The sequence below is a fragment of the Micromonospora sp. NPDC048839 genome, assembly GCF_040649915.1.
GTDB lineage: Bacteria > Actinomycetota > Actinomycetes > Mycobacteriales > Micromonosporaceae > Micromonospora.
In genome coordinates this window covers 1-14,855 of sequence record NZ_JBEZGL010000028.1, presented here as the reverse complement: position 1 = coordinate 14,855, position 14,855 = coordinate 1, and the positions used below count along the sequence as shown (strand labels likewise).

Annotated in this window: 15 protein-coding genes; 12 read left to right on the top strand and 3 right to left on the bottom strand. The window is 71.6% G+C overall.

Going from position 1 to position 14,855, the window contains the following annotated elements:
• The first annotated feature begins 5 nt into the window (after positions 1–5).
• Genes AB0C25_RS33555 through AB0C25_RS33540 form a run of 4 tightly spaced genes read left to right on the top strand, consistent with a single transcriptional unit; the run spans position 6 to position 4,198 of the window.
• A complete protein-coding gene (locus tag AB0C25_RS33555) occupies positions 6–1,388 on the top strand; it encodes a DUF1501 domain-containing protein (protein WP_357378738.1) in 1,383 nt (460 codons plus the stop codon).
• Positions 1,385–2,803: a ferredoxin reductase family protein gene (locus AB0C25_RS33550; protein WP_357378736.1), complete on the top strand. Its 1,419-nt coding sequence runs from the start codon at positions 1,385–1,387 to the stop codon at positions 2,801–2,803. Before AB0C25_RS33555 ends, AB0C25_RS33550 begins: the two co-directional genes overlap by 4 nt.
• Before the next feature lie 11 nt (positions 2,804–2,814).
• A complete protein-coding gene (locus tag AB0C25_RS33545; RefSeq protein WP_357378734.1) occupies positions 2,815–3,426 on the top strand; it encodes an FMN-binding protein in 612 nt (203 codons plus the stop codon).
• Between the two features lie 49 nt (positions 3,427–3,475).
• Positions 3,476–4,198, top strand: coding sequence for an FAD:protein FMN transferase (locus AB0C25_RS33540; RefSeq protein ID WP_357378828.1), 723 nt, complete (start codon positions 3,476–3,478; stop codon positions 4,196–4,198).
• Positions 4,199–4,480: 282 nt separating this feature from the next.
• Here the strand turns inward: AB0C25_RS33540 and AB0C25_RS33535 are convergent, their stop codons facing one another.
• Positions 4,481–5,152: a bifunctional DNA primase/polymerase gene (locus tag AB0C25_RS33535; RefSeq protein WP_357378826.1), complete on the bottom strand. Its 672-nt coding sequence runs from the start codon at positions 5,150–5,152 to the stop codon at positions 4,481–4,483.
• Between the two features lie 248 nt (positions 5,153–5,400).
• Between AB0C25_RS33535 and AB0C25_RS33530 the strand changes: the two genes are divergently transcribed.
• From AB0C25_RS33530 to AB0C25_RS33510, 5 genes are all read left to right on the top strand, one after another.
• Positions 5,401–6,630, top strand: a complete 1,230-nt coding sequence (locus tag AB0C25_RS33530) for a helix-turn-helix domain-containing protein (RefSeq protein ID WP_357378732.1) — start codon at positions 5,401–5,403, stop codon at positions 6,628–6,630.
• 16 nt (positions 6,631–6,646) lie between these two features.
• Positions 6,647–7,219 carry a flavoprotein gene (locus AB0C25_RS33525; RefSeq protein WP_357378730.1) on the top strand — a complete coding sequence of 191 codons (573 nt, stop codon included), beginning with the start codon at positions 6,647–6,649 and terminating at the stop codon, positions 7,217–7,219.
• A gap of 83 nt (positions 7,220–7,302) precedes the next feature.
• The gene (locus AB0C25_RS33520) at positions 7,303–8,175 is read left to right on the top strand and encodes a Nif3-like dinuclear metal center hexameric protein (RefSeq protein WP_357378728.1); all 873 of its coding nucleotides are present in this window, start codon (positions 7,303–7,305) and stop codon (positions 8,173–8,175) included.
• Positions 8,165–8,902 carry a C4-type zinc ribbon domain-containing protein gene (locus tag AB0C25_RS33515; protein WP_357378726.1) on the top strand — a complete coding sequence of 246 codons (738 nt, stop codon included), beginning with the start codon at positions 8,165–8,167 and terminating at the stop codon, positions 8,900–8,902. The genes AB0C25_RS33520 and AB0C25_RS33515 overlap by 11 nt, the downstream gene beginning before the upstream one ends.
• Before the next feature lie 3 nt (positions 8,903–8,905).
• The gene (locus AB0C25_RS33510) at positions 8,906–10,048 is read left to right on the top strand and encodes a bifunctional RNase H/acid phosphatase (RefSeq protein WP_357378724.1); all 1,143 of its coding nucleotides are present in this window, start codon (positions 8,906–8,908) and stop codon (positions 10,046–10,048) included.
• Between the two features lie 17 nt (positions 10,049–10,065).
• Here AB0C25_RS33510 and AB0C25_RS33505 read toward each other — a convergent pair whose 3' ends face one another.
• Positions 10,066–10,320, bottom strand: a complete 255-nt coding sequence (locus AB0C25_RS33505; RefSeq protein ID WP_357378722.1) for a hypothetical protein — start codon at positions 10,318–10,320, stop codon at positions 10,066–10,068.
• A gap of 258 nt (positions 10,321–10,578) precedes the next feature.
• Between AB0C25_RS33505 and AB0C25_RS33500 the strand changes: the two genes are divergently transcribed.
• Both AB0C25_RS33500 and mctP read left to right on the top strand, forming a co-directional pair.
• Positions 10,579–10,821 (top strand): DUF3311 domain-containing protein, encoded by a 243-nt coding sequence (locus AB0C25_RS33500; protein WP_238647498.1) that lies wholly within the window; start codon positions 10,579–10,581, stop codon positions 10,819–10,821.
• Positions 10,821–12,470: a monocarboxylate uptake permease MctP gene (gene mctP / locus AB0C25_RS33495; RefSeq protein WP_357378720.1), complete on the top strand. Its 1,650-nt coding sequence runs from the start codon at positions 10,821–10,823 to the stop codon at positions 12,468–12,470. Before AB0C25_RS33500 ends, mctP begins: the two co-directional genes overlap by 1 nt.
• 263 nt (positions 12,471–12,733) lie before the next feature.
• Here mctP and AB0C25_RS33490 read toward each other — a convergent pair whose 3' ends face one another.
• Positions 12,734–13,192: a MarR family transcriptional regulator gene (locus AB0C25_RS33490; RefSeq protein ID WP_357378717.1), complete on the bottom strand. Its 459-nt coding sequence runs from the start codon at positions 13,190–13,192 to the stop codon at positions 12,734–12,736.
• Positions 13,193–13,246: 54 nt separating this feature from the next.
• On the opposite strand from AB0C25_RS33490, the gene AB0C25_RS33485 reads away from it, so the two are divergent.
• Positions 13,247–14,479, top strand: coding sequence for an MFS transporter (locus tag AB0C25_RS33485; protein WP_357378715.1), 1,233 nt, complete (start codon positions 13,247–13,249; stop codon positions 14,477–14,479).
• Positions 14,480–14,855: the final 376 nt, after the last annotated feature.

The following is a 14,855-nucleotide window of genomic DNA, read 5'->3' as shown; positions in this document are numbered from 1 at the left end:
ACCCGATGGAGAAGACTGTGTACAACTCTTTCCCCCTGCACCCCGAATGCCCCGACGTGCGACGGCTGGCCGACAACCCGGCCGAGGCGTTGCTGCGCGCGGAGGCGGACATCGTCGCCGCCGAGAGCGCCGCCGAGCGGGACCGCTACCGCACCCTGGAAAACCTGGAGGAGGCCCAGCAGGACGGTCGTGGCGTCACCCGCCGCACCTTCGTCGTGGGTGCCGCGGCCACCGCCACCGCCCTGGCCACCGCCCAGTTCGTCACCACGTCGGCGTCGTTCGCGGCGACCCCGACCGGCACCCTGATCCACGTGTTCCTCTACGGCGGCCTGGACGGGCTGAGCCTGGTCGCGCCGGACAACGACCCCGTACTCGCCAAGGACCGCCCCGACCTGCTGCTCGGCAACGACTCGCTGGCCCTGGCGCGTGGCTTCAAGATGACCAGCGCGTTCAAGCCGTTGGAGAAGTGGCTGGCGGCCGGTCAGCTGGGCTTCGTCCCGGGGACCTCGGACCCGCGGCTGTCGCGCAGCCACTTCCAGGCCGCGGACGCCTGCAACCTGGGTGGCCTGCCCAACGAGACCGGTGGCCGGGGCTGGCTCGACGGCCTCGTCGACCACCTGGGCAAGGGCACCGCGTTCCGCAGCGTCGGCATCGGCAGCACGCTGCCCCGCTCGCTGGTGGGCACCAACGGCGCCCTGTCGCTGAACAACGTGGGATCGCTGCGGCTCAACGGCGACCAGAAGTACCGGGCGGCCACCGAGGCGGCCATCCGGGGCCTCTTCACCGGGATCAACCACCCGGTGGAGGAGGCCGTGCAGGAGGGCATGGGCGCGCTGGCCACCGCCCAGCAGTTGGCCGCCAAGCCGTACGAGCCCGCCGAGGGCGTCAAGTACGAGGGCGTCGGCAACTCGTTCAAGCAGCTCGCCCAGCTGATCAAGGGCGGCGCGAACGTCCGGGTCGCCACCGTCGGGATGGGCGGTTACGACACCCACGAGAACCAGGGCACCGCCGCGGGCGGCCAACTGCACCGCAGGTTGAACGAGCTGGCCACCGCGATGGCGGCCTTCTTCACCGACCTCGGCCCGCAGGCCGCCGACGTGACGATCATGGTGTCCAGCGAGTTCGGTCGCCGGATCCGCTCCAACACCGGCGGCACCGACCACGGGCACGGTGGGGTGGTCACGATCCTCTCCGGCAAGAAGCTGGCCGGGTCGCTGCTCGGCGACTGGAACGGTCTGGACAAGCCGGACTCCGGTGACGTGCCGGAGTACAACAACATGTTCAACGTGTACGGCGCGGTGGCCCAGGGCCGGTTCGGGCTCACCAACGCGGAGGTCGAGAAGGTCTTCCCCCGCCAGAAGTACGCCCCGATGAAGCTGTACGCGTGACGTACCCGCACACCCACGCCGCCGGCCGTCGTACCGGGACCTCGTCCCGGCACGGCGGCCGGTCGGCTGCTCCCGTACCCCCGCAGATCCCGGACCGGCGCGGACCCGGCGGCCGGCGGCTGCTGGGCCTGCTGCTCCTGGTCGGACTGCTCGCCAGCGTGCTGCCGTGGTGGCTGGGCACCCCCGCCGGTTCGCTGCGCAGCACCGCGGCCACCGTCACCGCGGCGGGCCGGATCAGCGGCCTGATCGCCGGTTACCTGCTGCTGGTGCAGGTGCTGATGATGAGCCGGCTGCCGGTGCTGGAGCGGTGGATCGGCGGCGAGCAGATGGCCCGTTGGCACCGCGACGTCGGCGCCACCCTGCTGGTCGCCGTGCTGGCGCACCTGTCGCTGATCCTCGTCGGCTACGCGGACCTGCGGAACCAGTCGATCCTCGCCGAGGTCGGCACGCTGCTCGGCGACTACGAGGACATGGTCTCGGCGTTCGTCGCCACCGGCATCATGATGCTGGTCGGGCTCAGCAGCGTCCGGGGGATCCGCCGGGCGCTGCCCTACGAGCTGTGGCACCTGCTGCACCTGTCCAGCTACCTGATCCTGCTGCTCGGCTTCGGCCACCAGTTCACCCACGGCGCGCAGCTGTACAAGCCCGGTCCGGTGCGCACCGGCTGGATCGCGCTCTACGTGCTGGTGGTCGCCGCCCTGCTCTGGGGTCGGGTGCTCGCGCCGCTGGCGTTCAACCTGCGCTACCGGCTGCGGGTCGCCGACGTGGTCGCCGAGAGCCCCGACACCATCTCCATCTATCTCACCGGCGAACGGCTCGGCCGGCTGACGATGCTCGGCGGCCAGTACTTCCGCTGGCGTTTCCTCACCCGGGGCTGCTGGTGGCAGTCGCACCCGTTCTCCGTCTCCGCCGCCGCGAACGGTCGCTGGCTGCGGCTCACCGTCAAGGTCGTCGGCACGCACACCGCGGACCTGCGCGACCTGACCCCGGGCACCCGGGTCTGGGCGGAGGGCCCGTCGGGCACCTTCACGGCCGCGCACCGGGTCCGCGAGCGGGCACTGCTGATCGCGGGTGGCAGCGGCATCACGCCGATCCGGGCGATGCTGGAGGAGCTGCCGCCGGGTGCGGCCCTGATCTACCGGGCCCGTACGCCCGCGGACGTGCTGCTCAGCCGTGAGCTGGACTGGCTGGCGCAGGAGCGGCACACCTCGGTCTGGTACGTCATCGGCTCCCGCGACGACCCCGGTCCCCGTCAGCTGATGAGCCCGGACGGGTTGCGGCAACTGGTGCCCGACGTGGCCCGGCGCGACGTCTACCTGTGTGGGCCACCCGGCCTGGTGGAGCAGTCGGTCCGCGCGCTGCGCGGCGCCGGCGTGCCCCGACGGCAGATCCACCTGGCCACGTTCGAGTTGTAGGAAGGCATCCCATGCGTCGCGCGTTGCTCGCGATCACCGGCCTGGCCGCCAGCACCACCGCGCTCGTGGTGTTCAAGGGCTCGCCGGCCGCCACCCAGGTCGCCCAGAACCTGCCGACCGCCCAGCCGGTCAACCCCACCCCGCAGGGTGTCGACCCGGCCGCCGAACCGCCCGCCGACGCGACCGCCGAACCGCCCGCCGGTGCACCGACGCCCTCGGTGAAGCCCAGCGCGCCGGCGTCGGCCAAACCCACCAAGAGCACCGCCCGGCCGCCCAGCACCCCCCGCACCACCACGAAGGCTCCCTCCGCGCCGCGGACCACCACCAAGGCGCCGGAGCCGACCACGCGGCGGGTCACCGGGCCGGGCGTGGACAACGAGTACGGGTTCGTCCAGGTGCAGATCGTCGTCTCCGGCACCCGGATCGTCGAGGCCGTCTCGCTGTCGCTGCCCAGCGGCGGCGAGTCCGACATCCACAGCGACGACGTCAGCAGCAGGTACGACGGCACCGGCGGCGAGGTGGTGCAGAAGCAGAGCGCCAACGTCAACACCGTCTCCGGCGCCACCGAGACCAGCAACTCCTACAAGCAGTCCCTGCGGGGCGCGATCGAGCAGGCGTTCTGAGGTGCCGGCCGCGATGACCCGACCCGGGTTGTGCCGGGTCGAGCAGATCATGGGTACGGCGATCACCCTGGACCTGGCCGACGACCTGCCCCCGGCGGCCCTGCACGAGTTGGCCGACGACGTCTTCGCCTGGATGCGCGAGGTGGACGCCCGGTTCAGCACGTACCGGCCGGACAGCGAGGTGTGCCGCTTCGACCGGGGTGAGGTGCTGCTCTCCGAGGCGTCCGCGGATCTGCGGTTCGTGCTGGAGGCCTGCGCCGACCTGTGGGGTGCCACCGACGGGTTCTTCGACGCGTACGCCACCGGGCGGCTCGACCCGTCCGGCTTCGTCAAGGGCTGGGCGGCTCAGGTCGCCTCGGATCGCCTGCTCGCGGCCGGTGCCGCGAACCACTGCGTGAACGCCGGCGGTGACGTGCGGGTGCGCGGTTTCTCCCCGGCGGGGGCGCCGTGGCGCGTCGGCATCCGGCATCCCTGGGACGCCATGGCGACCTGCCTGGTGCTCACCGGCACCGACCTGGCGGTGGCCACGTCCGGCGTCTACGAGCGCGGCCGGCACGTGCTGGACCCGCGCCGAGGCGCCCCGGCGAGCGGGTTGCGCTCGGTGACAGTGGTCGGCACGGACCTCGGTGTGGCCGACGCGTACGCCACCGCCGCCCTCGCCATGGGGACACCCGGGCTCGGCTGGCTGAACGGCCTCGACGACCACACCCACGCGGTGGTGACCGACGACGCCCGCCAGTACCACTCCGTCGGCCTGCCGCTCACCGACTAGAAGGTCGCGGGGCCTCTAGCGGACCGGCCGGTGGGTGCCGGCCGGGCGGGAGCCGGTGGGGCGTGGGCGGCCGGGACGCGAGCCGGACGGCCGGGTGCCGGCCCACCGGTGGCGTGGGTGGCTGCGGCGGGGCGGTTCGGTGCCGCCGGGATGAGGCGCCCTGTCGTTCGTGGACATCGTTCCCCCGTTCGTGGCGCGCGTTCGCGCCGTCTCCCTGTCAACGAGGACCGGCGCCCCGGCGACGCTGTCGGGCACCTGATGGAATCGTCGGCCGGGCACGTCTCACCTGCCTCGTCGGGGCAGTGGCAGGTGACCGGGGAGCAGGTCGGGGGCGAGCGTCACCCCGGCGGCGCGCAGCGCCCCGATCAGCGTGTTCTGCACGAGGTACGAATCCGGCAGCTGCCAGCGGGCCTGCTCGGGGGCGACCGCCCAGCGGACCGTGCCCTCCGGCAGCCGGGTGGGCGGGGCGGGGATCCAGGAGCCCGGCCCGTGCCGGACCACGTGGAAGCAGTGCTCCAACTCCGGCCGGAGCGGGTCGCCGGGGCGGACCAGGAACATCCACCGCCCGGTGGGGGTGACCAGCACCGGCCCGCGTACGCCGGTGCCGGCCGGGTGGATCTGCACCGCGTCGAGCACGTGCCGGCCCAGGTGGGCGGGCACCTCCAGCACGTCGAAGGCCCGGCCGGTGGGCAGCAGCACCCCGTGTGGACGGTTCCGCCACCAGGTGGCCACCCGGGCGGGGTCGGCGCTGGCGGCCAGCTCCCAGTTCTCCAGGGCGGGATGGCAACCGACCGTGGGACAGCCGGCCCGGCCGCAGACGAAGCGGCTGCGGGCCAGACAGGCCCCCGGGGTGACCTCCCACCCGTGTGTGGCGTACCGCATGGCGACCCGGCGCAGCCGGACTCGTTCCAGCGGCGACAGTTCGGCGACGCGCGGTCCGACGTTTCCCCACATGTGTGCCATCTCCCCTCGTCGGGCCCGGCGGTCGCCAGGTCGCATGTCGAGCACCGTCACTGCCGTAACCCACGATCGTTGAGGTTGACGAACGGCTCGTGCAACTTGCACGAAAAGTACGAGGACTGGCTGTACGGCTGACGTACATCGTGTGCGACCAGCGAAAACCTGAAGGCGAACGACAGTCGTCGCACCCGCGGACATCGCCCCGGCTCGATCGGTCGGCGGCGGCAGGGGAGGATGGGCAGATGGACGAGCTACCCATAGGACGGCGAGTTGCGTACTGGCGGGGGCGCCGCAAGATGTCGCAGCAGGTCTTCGCCGACCGGCTGGGAAAGTCCAAGAGCTGGGTGGACAAGGTCGAACGCGGCGTCCGCCGGTTGGACAAGTTCTCCGTCCTCTACGAGATCGCCGACATCCTCCAGGTCGACGTGCAGCTCCTGCTGGGCAAGGACCCGGAGCGCCGCACCGACGCGCTGAACTGCATCGACCAGGTCGAGGTGCAGGAGATCCGGGCGGCGCTGGAACGCTACGACTCGATGAGCGCGTACTTCGACGCGGTGCCGTGTCCGCCGCCGCTGGACGACCTGCGCAAGGCCGTCAACCACGCCTGGCTGACCTACCAGTACGGCCGCTACGGCATGCTCACCCGGGCGCTGCCCAAGCTGCTGCGCGACGCGCAGGCCGCCGACGCCGCCTACGGCGGTGACCGGGCACCCGAGGCGGCCCACCTGCTCGGGCAGGTCTACCAGATCGCCTCCTCGGTGCTGCGCAAGCTCGGCGAGTGCGATCTCGCCTGGTTGGCCGCCGACCGGTCGATGGCGGTGGCCCAGCGCGCCGACGACCCTCTGCTGGCCGGCATCGCCACCACCCGGGTCTGCAACGCGCTCGTCGCGATGGGCCGGGCCCGCCCCGCGCTGGAGCTGAACGTCCAGATCGCCAACCGGCTGGCCCCGGGCGGGAGCAACGAGGTCACCCCGGCCCGCCTCTCCGTCTACGGGATGTTGCTGCTCCAGGGTGCGATGGCCGCGTCGCGCATCGGTGACACGGCAAGCGTCGACGACCTCATCAACTGCGCGCAGGAGGCCGCCACGCTGCTCGGCGGCGACCACAACCACTACTGGACGTCGTTCGGCCCGACGAACGTCGAACTGCACCGCGCCGCCGCCGCGGTGGAGCTGGGTGACGGGGGTCGGGCCGTGGAGGTGCACCAGATGCGCATCGCGGAGCCGGCCTTCAACGCGCTGCTGCCCGAACGTCGCGCCCACCACCTGCTCGACATCGCCCGCGGGTACGCCCAACTGGGCGACGTGGCGAACGCCGGCGAGATGCTGCTGCTCGGTGACCGACTCGCTCCGTCGGAGGTCCGCTGCCGGCCGATCGCCCACGAGGTGATGTCGGACATCCTTCGTCGCACACGTGGTGCGCCGCCTTCTCCGGTAGCGGAGTTGGCTGAGCACATGGGAGTAGGGGTATGAGCGCGGAGCCGGTTTGATGGCCGGTTCAGCACGCCACAGCGGGCACCGCCAGGTGCTCTACGTCATCGCCTGCGGTTCACCGCTGGCCCGGCACGTCGGTCGCCTGGTCGACCTTGCCCAGCAGGATGGTTGGGACGTCTGCGTGGTCGTCACGCCGGACGGGGCCAAGTTCGTCGACCAGGTCGCACTGGCTCGGCAGACCGGCCACCCGGTGCGGACGCACTACAAGAATCCCGGTGACCCGGACGTGTTGCCGCCCGCCGACGCCATGATCGTCTGCCCGGCCACCGTCAACACGGTCAACAAGTGGGCGGCCGGGATCACCGACACCCTGGCGCTCGGGCTGCTGGTCGAGGCGCAGGGCAAGGGTGTCCCCATCGTCGCGGTGCCGTACACCAACGCCGCGATGGCCGCCCACCCCGCGTTCCGCGCCGGGGTGGCCCGGCTGGCCGAGTGGGGCGTCACGGTGCTCTTCGGTGACCACGTGATCGCCCTGCATCCGCCCGGCACGGGGGAGCAGTACCTGCACACCTTCCCGTGGACGATGCCGCTCGCCGCCCTGGACGCCGTCTCCGTGAGCGCTGCCTGACGCTCACCCGTACGGCCTGTCCGCGACGCGGCCGGGCCGGGTGTCACCGCTGGACCGCCCCCGCGCCGGTAAGCTGGCCCGCCGTGAGCACTAGCAGATCCGCCCCCACGGTGACCGAGGTGGTGGCCGAGCTGGAACGGCGCTATCCACCGGCCTGGGCCGAGGAGTGGGACCGGGTGGGCCTGGTGCTCGGCGAGCCGGCCGCCCCGGTCCGCCGGGTGCTCTGCGTCGTCGACGTGGTGCCCGAGACGGTCGCCGAGGCCCTCGCCGCCGACGTGGACATGATCGTCGCGCATCACCCGCTGCTGCTGCGCGGGGTCTCCTCGGTGGCTCCGACGACCTTCAAGGGCCGGATCATCCACCAGCTGATCCGGGCCGGGGTGGCGCTCTACGCGGCGCACACCAACGCCGATGTGGCCGCCCCGGGCGTCTCCGACGCCCTCGCCGCCCGATTCGGGCTGACCGGGCTGCGCCCGCTGCAGCGGCCCGCGCCCGGCTCGGCCGCCCACGGCGACGACCGGGGCTTCGGCCGGATCGGCGAGCTGCCCCGGCCGATGACTCTCGCCGAGCTGACCCGGCACGCGGCCGCCGTGCTCCCCGTCACGTCCTGGGGAGTTCGCGCGGCGGGGGATCCCGGGCGTATGGTTCGTACCCTCGCCGTCAGCGGCGGGTCGGGGGACAGCTTCCTCGGCGCCGCGACCGCCGCCGGGGTGGACGCGTTCCTCACCGCCGACCTGCGGCACCACCCGGCCGGCGAGCACCTCGCCGCCGATGGTCCCGCCCTGATCGACGCCGCCCACTGGGCGACCGAACGACCGTGGCTGGACGACCTGGCCGCCCTCCTGCGGGAGGCGCTGGGCGTCGAGACGCTGGTGTCCGACCTGGACACCGACCCGTGGACCGTGCACGCCGCCGCACCCGCTGTGGACGACAAGGAGCCCGACCGTGAAGGCTGACCCTCAGGTGCAGCGCCGCCTGCTCGACCTCCAGGCGATCGACACCAACCTCGCCCAGCTCGCGCACCGCAGGCGCTCGCTGCCGGAGCGGGCCGAACTGGAGTCGCTGGCCCGGGAGTTGTCGTCGTTGGAGGATGAGCGGGTCCGCGCCCAGGTGGCGGTCGACGACCTGGACCGGGACATCGCCCGGCTGGAAAAGGACGTCGAGCAGGTCCGCGCCCGCAAGGAGAAGGACGAGAACCGGCTCGCCGCCGGCACCGGCCCGGCCCGGGAGCTGGAGGCGCTCCAGCACGAGCTGGTCTCGCTGAACCGGCGCCAGGGCGACCTGGAGGACGCCGAGCTGGAGTTGATGGAGCAGCGCGAGACCGCGCAGGGCGTCCTGGACGGCGTGGAGCAGCGGCTGGCCGAGACCCGGGACAAGCGGGCCGCCACCGAGCAGCGCCGCGACGACGCGATGGCCGAGATCACCAAGGAGGAGGAGTTCAAGCGCGGCGCCCGTCAGCCGCTCGCCGCCGACCTCCCGGCCGACCTGGTCACCCTCTACGACAAGATCCGCGCGGACACCGGGTTGGGTGCCGCGCTGCTCACCATGGGCCGCTGCGGCGGCTGCCGGCTGGACCTGTCCGGCGCCGACCTGGCCCGGATCCGCAAGGCCGCCCCGGACGACGTGGTCCGCTGCGAGGACTGCCGGCGGATCATGGTCCGCACCAACGAGTCGGGTCTGTAGGTCGTGGCCCCGCGGGTGGTCAGCGTCGAGGCCGACGGCGGTTCCCGGGGCAACCCCGGCCCCGCCGGCTACGGCGCGGTGGTGCGGGACGCGGAGACCGGCGAGGTGCTCGCCGAGCGCTCCGAGTCGCTCGGCACGGCGACGAACAACGTCGCCGAGTACCAGGGACTGATCGCCGGGCTGACCGCCGCCGCCGAGCTGGGCGCCGCCGAGGTGGACGTCCGGATGGACTCCAAGCTGGTGGTCGAGCAGATGTGCGGCCGGTGGCAGATCAAGCACCCCGGCCTGCGACCCCTCGCCGCCGAGGCGGCCGTGCTGGTGGGCCGGTTCACGGCGGTGCGGTTCGCCTGGATCCCCCGCGAGCAGAACCGGCACGCCGACGCGCTCGCCAACGCCGCCATGGACGCCGCCGCCGGCCGACCCGCGCGGACCCCGACCACGGGCCAACCTCCGGCGACGCCCGCGGCGGGCAGCGACCCGGCGACCGCGCCGGCCTCCTGGGAGCCGCGGCCGTCGTTCACCGCCACCCGGCTGATCCTGGTCCGGCACGGCGAGACCGAGTACACCGAGCAGCGGCGCTACTCCGGCCGCGGCGACGTGCCGCTCTCCGCGAAGGGCCGGGCCCAGGCCCTGGCCACCGGCGCCCGGGTGGCCGCGCTGGCCCCGTCCGTCGCGGCCGTGCTCAGCTCACCGTTGTCCCGGTGTACGGCCACCGCGGCGGCGATCACCGAAGCGCTCGACGGCGACGTGCCGGTCCGCACCGAGGACGACCTGATCGAGTGCGACTTCGGCCAGTGGGAGGGTCGCACCTTCACCGAGGTCCGCGAGCAGTGGCCGGGGGAGATGGACGCCTGGCTCGCCTCACCCCGGATCGCCCCGCCGGGCGGGGAGTCGTTCACCCACGTCGCCGAACGCGCGCAGCGCGTCGTCACCGGGCTGGTCACCGCGTACCCCGGGGAGACCGTGGTGGTCGTCTCGCACGTCTCGCCGATCAAGCTGGTGCTGCGCGACGCCCTCGCGGCCGGCGACGGGTTCCTGCATCGGCTCTTCCTGGACGCGGCCGGCATCTCGGTGCTCGACAGGTGGCCCGACGGCGGCATCGCGGTCCGCACGGTCAACGACACCGCCCACCTCGCCGCGCTCTGATCGCCGCTGGCGGTGGCCTACCGGCCCGTGCCGTCGTCGACCGCCGACCGAGCCGGTGGCTCAGTGACGTTGCTGCGGTCGCCGCCCATGCGGTGCAGCCACCGCAGCAGGTAGAGAGTCGGCAGGGCGAGAGCGGCCCAGAGCAGCGCCAGCGCGAGCCGGATCAGCCCCGGCATCTCGGTGTCGAGCGCGAGCATGCCCAGCAGCAGGGTCACGGCAACGAACCAGACCAACAGGATCGCGCTGTTGGCCCGGGGGGACCGCTGGCTCACCTCGGCCCCTCTGCGTCGCCGCTCGACGCGCGTACGGCCGTGGCCTGGCAGCTCGACACGTGATCACCCCACAACCGTCGGTGGCCACAGGTTAACGACCGGGTGCAGCCCTCGCTGTCCCGTGCGGGCGGCGGTCATTCGGCGCACCACACTCGCCGCTCGGCGCACGATTCGCCTCGCGGGGCGCGTGACGGCCGTCACAGGGTCGTAGCCTCCGGCCGTTACATCGAGAGCCACGACTCCCCGGAGGTGTGTCAGATGGCTGCACCGGAACCGGAGGCGCCGACCACGGCGCCAACCAGGGCGAAGGACCACAGCCCCTGGAACTGGTTGCTCTTCATCCCCATCGTGGTGCCGCTGATCCCGGTCTTCTTCAATGGCGACTCGCCCCGGGTCTTCGGCTTTCCGCGCTTCTACTGGCTGCAACTGGCGTTCATTCTGCTTGGCGTCGGCACCACGACGCTGGTCTACCAGATGACGAAGAAGCGGGGTGGTTCCTGATGTGGCGTGACCATCTCACCGAGATCATCGTCTTCTCGTTCCTCTTCCTGCTGGTGAGCGTGATGGGCTTCGTGGCCGCCCGGTGGCGGGCACCGAAGGACATGGCGCACCTGGACGAGTGGGGGCTGGGCGGGCGCAGCTTCGGCGGCTGGATCACCTGGTTCCTGGTCGGTGGTGACCTCTACACCGCGTACACCTTCGTGGCGGTGCCGGCTTTGATGTTCGGCGCCGGAGCGGCCGGGTTCTTCGCCGTGCCGTACACCATCGTGATCTATCCGCTGGTGTTCCTGGTGCTGGTCCGGCTCTGGTCGGTGTCGCACCGGCACGGGTTCGTCACCCCGGCCGACTTCGTCCGCAACCGGTTCGACTCGCCGGTGCTGGCCCTGCTGATCGCGATCACCGGCATCGTGGCCACCATGCCGTACATCGCGTTGCAGCTGATCGGCATCGAGGCCGTGCTCAAGACGATGGGTGTCACCGGCGACAACGCGGTGGCCCGGCACCTGCCGATCATCATCGCGTTCGCGATCCTGGCCGCGTACACCTACCAGTCGGGGCTGCGCGCGCCGGCGCTCATCGCGTTCGTCAAGGACAGCCTGATCTACATCGTCATCCTGGTGGCGGTCATCTACCTGCCGTACAAGCTGGGTGGCTGGGGGGACATCTTCGCCGCCGCGGACGCGAAGTTCGACGCCTCACCCAACCCGAACGACGGCATCCTGCTCAACGGCAACAACCAGCTTCAGTACGTGACGTTGGCGCTCGGCTCGGCGTTGGCGCTCTTCCTCTACCCGCACAGCATCACCGGTGTGCTGGCCAGCAAGAACCGCGACGTGATCAAGCGGAACATGTCGGCGCTGCCCGCCTACAGCCTGCTGCTCGGGCTGATCGCGCTGCTCGGTTACATGGCCATCGCGGCGGGGGTGAAGCCGCTGCCCGGGGCGAAGGAGGGCACGGTCGACAGCAACACGGTCGTGCCGCTGCTGTTCGACCAGCAGTTCCCGGACTGGTTCGCCGGTGTCGCGTACGCGGCGATCGGCATCGGCGCGCTGGTGCCCGCGGCGATCATGTCGATCGCGGCGGCGAACCTGTTCACCCGCAACATCTACAAGGAGTACCTGAAGCGGGACGCCTCCCCGGCCCAGGAGGCCAACGTCTCGAAGATCACCTCGCTGGTGGTGAAGGTCGGCGCGGTGGCCTGCATCGTCTTCCTGGACCCGCAGTTCTCCATCGACCTCCAACTGATCGGTGGCGTGATCATCCTGCAGACGCTGCCGGCGGTGGCGCTGGGTCTCTACACCCGCTGGTTCCACCGCACCGGCCTGATCGTCGGCTGGGCGGTCGGCATGGGGCTGGGCATGTGGATGCTCTACCAGGTGGCCAGCCCGACCCGGAAGCACTTCGGTGGCTCGGCGTTCAAGCTGTCCGAGTTCGGCTTCGTCACCGACAAGACGATCTACGTCGGCATCGTGGCCGTGGCGGTCAACCTGGCCGTGGCGGCACTGGTGACGCTCGCGCTGCGGGCCGCGAAGGTCGACGAAGGGGTCGACGGCACCGAGCCGGACGACTACTTCGCCGACGAGGGCGACCCCCGGGTCACCCCCGGCACCGATCGCGACGCCGACTCGGCCCGCGAACCGGTCGCCTGACCCCAGGTACGTACGCCCGGGCGCCGACGTCTGTCGGTGCCCGGGCGGCGGCGCCGGCTGGATTTCCCGCCGGCGCCTGGACTTCCCGCCAAGATCGTGCTCGATCGTTGTTGTAGTGGTGTCGGACCGCGTGGGATGCCACTACAACAGGGATCTAGCGCGATCTTGGCGGTGGCAGGGGTTGACGCGGCCTGGATCACCGCGCCGGGTGATGGCGCTCGGCGTACGCGCAATCGGCGACGGGCGCGACGCCACCCGGAGGTCTAGCGGCGGTTGCGGTTGATCAGGGCCTGGTTGAGGCGGCTCAGCAGGCTCGCCAGGGTGGTCCGGTCCTCGGTGCTCCAGTCGGCCAGCATGTCGCCGTAGAGCCGGGTGCGGGCGGCCTGCACGACGGCCATCCGCTGGAGACCGGCCGGGGTGGGGGAGATGACCGTGCCGCGGCCGTCGGACGGATCCGGGGTACGCGTGATCAGGCCGTCGCGCTGAAGCGCGGTGACCTGCCGGGTCACGGTCGAGCCGTCCAGGTTGAGTCGGGCGGCGAGCGCGGAGACGTTCTGCGGGCCGGCGTCGGCCAGGTGACGCAGGATGACGTACGCCGCGCGGTCCAGCACCCGGTGCTCGGCGGTGCCGGTGGCCCGCCGGGTGGCCTCGCCGAAGCGCATCAGCAGGGCCACCTCGGTCTCGATCTGGCCGAGGGTGGTCTCGTCGTGGTCGTCGCTCATAGCTGTATGATACAGAATAAGTACCTGTACGATACAGCTAGTTGGGGAGTCGGAGTGGATCGGCGTACCGAACCGAACCGCAGTGCCATCTACGCCACCACACTGGTGGCCTTCCTCGCCATCGCCGGCATCGCCGTCGTCGACCCGATCCTGCCGGCCATCGGCGAGGCGATCGGCGTCAGCGCCTGGCAGGTCGAGTTGCTCTTCACCGCGTACATCGCGGTCATGGCCCTCGGCATGATCCCGGCGACGCTGGCCAGCGGCCGGTTCGGCTTCAAGCCGGTGCTCATCACCGGCGTCTCCGTGGTCGGCCTCGCCGCGATCCTCGCCTCGTTCAGCGACAACATCGTGCAGCTCTCCGTGCTGCGCGGTGTCTGGGGGCTGGGTAACGCGATGTTCTTCGCCACCGCCATGGTGGTGCTCGTCAACCTGGCCGTCGACCGGGAATGGGTGGTCGGCCTCTTCGAGACCGCCCTGGGTCTCGGCTTCGCCGTCGGACCGCTGATCGGTGGCCTGCTCGGCGAGGTCAGCTGGCGGCTGCCGTTCTTCGTCTGCGGCGTCTTCATGGTCCTCGCCCTCGGCGTGGCCTCCCGCAAACTCCGCGAGCCCACCAACCGGCAGGCCCCGGTACGCGTCGGCCAGATCTTCGCCACCTACCGCCGGCCGGCGTTCATCGCCCTCTGCGTGGTTACCGCCGCATACAACTTCGTGTTCTTCGTGGTGCTCGGCTACACGCCGCTCTTCCTCGGCCTGGACGTCATCCCGCTGGGGCTCGCCTTCACCGGCTGGGGGCTCGGCCTGGCCGCCGGCATCATGGTGATCGGCCACCGGCTGGCCCACCGGATCGGCGCCGTGCAGACCGTCGGCGTGGCCATCGCCGGGCTGCTGGTCTGCATGGTCCTCTTCGCCACCTCCGGCAGCACCGCCGAAGCGCTCGCGGTGCTGGTGCTCGCCGGACTCTGCATGGGCCTGGCCAACGCCAACCTCACCGACCTGGCCCTCGGCCTCGGCTCCAGCGACCGGCGCGTCGCCACCGGCGCGTTCAACCTGGTCCGCTGGGGCGCCGCCGCGCCAGCACCGATCATCTCCGGCAAGCTCGCCGAACACTCGCTGTCACTGCCGTTCTGGGTCGGCTTCGGGGTCCTCGCCGTCGGCGTGCTGGTCTATCTGGCCTTCGCGCACCTGATGGCCGCCGGCTACGGCGAACGGGTGCTCTGGTCCCGCTGGAACCGCGCCGCCGCGAGTACCGAAAACACCGCCGAGGAGCCGGTAGGCGAGGCGTACTGACCGGGCAGCCGTTGCGCCCTGCCGCGCCGTGCGGCGCCGTGCCCCGCCGCCCAAGATCTGCGCATGTTCGGGGAAACTGCTGTCTCGATGCCGAATGAGGCAGCAATTACCCTGGGCTAGTTGCATCCTGTTTGTGCTGGTCAGTGGGTCTTGACGTGTTGGTGTGAGGTGTTTTCGGGCTGGCCGAAGGCTTGTTGATCTTTAGGGTGGGTCGTTGCCCGGGGGCGGGTTCAGCGGGTGATCTCGGTGTGGGTGAGGACGAGTAGGGCCCGTATCAGGGTGGTGGCGTCGCGTCGCCAGTCGCGGCGTAGTCGGTGCAGGATGCGCCAGTTTTTCAGGTGGGCGTGGGCGTGTTCGTTGGCGACGCGTTCGCGGG

Bases quoted from the DNA above. Each gene is read 5' to 3' on its own strand.
- AB0C25_RS33555 (WP_357378738.1), top strand. From the start codon at position 6: ATGGAGAAGACTGTGTACAACTCTTTCCCCCTGCACCCCGAATGCCCC.
- AB0C25_RS33545 (WP_357378734.1), top strand. From the start codon at position 2,815: ATGCGTCGCGCGTTGCTCGCGATCACCGGCCTGGCCGCCAGCACCACC.
- AB0C25_RS33540 (WP_357378828.1), top strand. From the start codon at position 3,476: ATGGGTACGGCGATCACCCTGGACCTGGCCGACGACCTGCCCCCGGCG.
- AB0C25_RS33535 (WP_357378826.1), bottom strand. From the start codon at position 5,152: ATGTGGGGAAACGTCGGACCGCGCGTCGCCGAACTGTCGCCGCTGGAA.
- AB0C25_RS33530 (WP_357378732.1), top strand. From the start codon at position 5,401: ATGGACGAGCTACCCATAGGACGGCGAGTTGCGTACTGGCGGGGGCGC.
- AB0C25_RS33525 (WP_357378730.1), top strand. From the start codon at position 6,647: ATGGCCGGTTCAGCACGCCACAGCGGGCACCGCCAGGTGCTCTACGTC.
- AB0C25_RS33500 (WP_238647498.1), top strand. From the start codon at position 10,579: ATGGCTGCACCGGAACCGGAGGCGCCGACCACGGCGCCAACCAGGGCG.
- mctP (WP_357378720.1), top strand. From the start codon at position 10,821: ATGTGGCGTGACCATCTCACCGAGATCATCGTCTTCTCGTTCCTCTTC.
- AB0C25_RS33490 (WP_357378717.1), bottom strand. From the start codon at position 13,192: ATGAGCGACGACCACGACGAGACCACCCTCGGCCAGATCGAGACCGAG.